Source organism: Marinobacter sp. G11, from assembly GCF_021282325.1.
Classification (GTDB): Bacteria; Pseudomonadota; Gammaproteobacteria; order Pseudomonadales; family Oleiphilaceae; genus Marinobacter; species Marinobacter vinifirmus.
Genome location: NZ_JAJSPB010000077.1, coordinates 1 through 2,445, shown reverse-complemented (window position 1 = coordinate 2,445; position 2,445 = coordinate 1). Strand labels below are relative to the sequence as shown.

The 2,445-nt window shown below is 60.4% G+C and carries 3 protein-coding genes; all 3 read right to left on the bottom strand.

The window, feature by feature from the left end:
* Positions 1-15: 15 nt before the first annotated feature.
* Positions 16-1,581: an IS66 family transposase gene (tnpC, locus tag LWH94_RS18995; protein ID WP_072677074.1), complete on the bottom strand. Its 1,566-nt coding sequence runs from the start codon at positions 1,579-1,581 to the stop codon at positions 16-18.
* A gap of 75 nt (positions 1,582-1,656) precedes the next feature.
* A complete protein-coding gene (tnpB, locus tag LWH94_RS18990; protein ID WP_022990718.1) occupies positions 1,657-1,992 on the bottom strand; it encodes an IS66 family insertion sequence element accessory protein TnpB in 336 nt (111 codons plus the stop codon).
* The gene (gene tnpA, locus LWH94_RS18985) at positions 1,989-2,363 is read right to left on the bottom strand and encodes an IS66-like element accessory protein TnpA (protein ID WP_022990330.1); all 375 of its coding nucleotides are present in this window, start codon (positions 2,361-2,363) and stop codon (positions 1,989-1,991) included. The genes tnpB and tnpA overlap by 4 nt, the downstream gene beginning before the upstream one ends.
* Between the last annotated feature and the right edge of the window lie 82 nt (positions 2,364-2,445).

The window sequence follows — 2,445 nt, the reverse complement described above, 5'->3', positions numbered from 1 at the left end:
GTAAGCGTCCGCCCATCACACCTTGTCAGGTGTAGCCGGCTTCCAGTTGTGGGGCAACAGTTCGTCGATGGTGTTGTTTTTCTGAGTCGGCAAGCGGGTCAGCACATCCTTCAGATAGGCATAGGGATCATGCCCGTTCAGCTTGGCGGACTGGATCAGGGTCATCACCGCAGCCGCCCGTTGGCCACTGCGAAGTGATCCCGCGAACAACCAGTTGCTGCGGCCCAATGCCCAGGGTCGGATCTGGTTTTCCACCCAGTTGTTGTCGATGGGCACCGCACCATCGTCCAGGTAACGCGTCAGCGCTTCCCAACGTTTGAGACTGTAATCCAGGGCTTTGGCCGTGCCGGAGCCATCCGGCACTTTCTGGCGATGCGCCAGCATCCATTGATGCAGTGCCTCAGCCAGTGGTTTGGCTCTGGCTTGTCGGATGTCCCGACGCTTATCCGGCGGCAGGTCTTTGATTTCCCGCTCGATCTCGTAGAGCCCGCCGATGTAATCCAGGGCCTTGGCGGCCAGTTCGCTCTTGTTGGCCTCGTGCAGGTCGTAGAACTTGCGTCGGGCGTGGGCCATACAGCCGATTTCGGTGATCCCGTTACCGAACCCGGCCTTGTAGCCGGCGTAGTCGTCACAGACCAATTTGCCCTGCCAGTCACCCAGGAAGGTACGGGCGTGTTCACCCGCCCGGCTTGGGGCGAAGTCGTAAACGGTGGCTTTCAGGTCCGAGAACGGTGTGGTGCAGTAAGCCCAGACGTAGGCCTTGTGGGCTTTCTTCTTACCCGGAGCCAACATGCTGACCGGCGTTTCATCGGCGTGCAGAACGTTGTGTTCCAGCAAGGCGTTTCTCAACGCATCTGCTAGGGGCTGCAACTGCACACCGCAGGCACCGACCCATTCGGCGAGTGTTGAACGGGGTATTTCCAGGCCGGCACGGCCGAAGATGCGTTCCTGACGGTACAGTGGCAGGTGGTCCGCGTACTTGGCCACCAACACCTGAGCCAGCAGGCCGGCGGTGGGGATGCCCTTGTCGATCACCTGCGGTGGTACCGGTGCCTGGATCAAGGTCTCGCACTGCTCGCAGGCCCACTTGCCCCGGATGTGGCGCTCCACCGTGAACTCGCCCGGGACGTAATCCAGCTTCTCGCTGATGTCTTCGCCAATACGCTTGAGCTGGCAGCCACACTGGCACCGGGTATTGTCCGGTTCGTGGTGGATCAGGGTACGGGGCAGCTCCGGTGGCAGCGGGGTGCGCTTAGGCTTCTGCTTGGGTCGAGCGGCCTTCTGCTCCTCAGTCATCGCCTGGTCCAGCTCGGCTTCGATGGCAGCCAGGTCGCTGTCGATCAGCTCGTCCAGGAGCTTGCCCTGAACGGCATCGAGTTGCTCACTGCGGCGGGCGAACTTGTGACGTTTGAGGATGGCGACTTCGTGGGTCAGCTTCTCGATGATGGCATTGCGGCGCACCAACTCCCGCTCCTTCCAGCCCAAGGCTTGATCCTTGGCGTCCAGAGAGTCCATCAGTTCCGTCGCCAGAGCGCGGAGCTGATCGGCTGAGAGTTGGTTGATATCGGGGCGCTGAGTCATGCCGCCTAGTATGCCAAGTCTCTGTTCGGCAGGCGATTCGCGGTTCTGGCTATAGCGGCATCACAGCACTTGTGATTACAGGATGCAGATGACGCCCTCCGCGCCAATGCGCTGCCAGGGCAGGCCCTGAACCAAGGCAGACAACTGTTCCTCGGTCAGGCGCAGTTGGTCACCACGCCAGGTTTCGCCCCAGTGGAATTTGCCCCGGTTCAGCCGGCGGGCGCACAACCAGATGCCCAGGCCATCATGGATCAGCACCTTCATCCGATTGCCTCGCTTGTTGGCGAACAGGTAGGCGCAATGGGGTTTAGCCGAACCGAATACCTGAATAACCCGCGCCAGGGCCTTGTCGGGTCCGGCCCGCATATCCAGCGGTTCGGTGGCCAGCCAGATCTCATCAATGCGGATCATCCCAACAGATCCCGAAGCAAAGCCGCACACTGATGAGCTTGCTCCGCAGGCCACTCCACCACAACCGCACCACCGGCGCGGGGAATCTTGATGCGGATGGTGCTACATTGATTCGAGACTGACAGGGTGTCCGGCACAGGCGCTACGGCTGGCAGACGGACCGGAACGAATTCAGGTGCTTCCGGAGTTTTAGCCGCCCTTCGCGCTTCGCTCATCCAGCGCCGGACCATGTTGGCGTTGAGGCCGTTATCCAGCGAAATCCGGGAAACAGACGCCCCGGGCCTCAGACATTCGGCGACGATACGAGCCTTCAGCTCTTTGGAGTAACGACGACGTTTTTGGTAGGGCTTGTTTACGCTTATGTTGGTCATGTTAAGTGTCCACTTAAAAATAAGTGGACACTATCCTGACGGCCGCAGCGCCTGGCTCAAGATGGGTTTACCGGACGGTTAC

Bases quoted from the DNA above. Each gene is read 5' to 3' on its own strand.
- tnpA (WP_022990330.1), bottom strand. From the start codon at position 2,363: ATGACCAACATAAGCGTAAACAAGCCCTACCAAAAACGTCGTCGTTAC.
- tnpC (WP_072677074.1), bottom strand. From the start codon at position 1,581: ATGACTCAGCGCCCCGATATCAACCAACTCTCAGCCGATCAGCTCCGC.
- tnpB (WP_022990718.1), bottom strand. From the start codon at position 1,992: ATGATCCGCATTGATGAGATCTGGCTGGCCACCGAACCGCTGGATATG.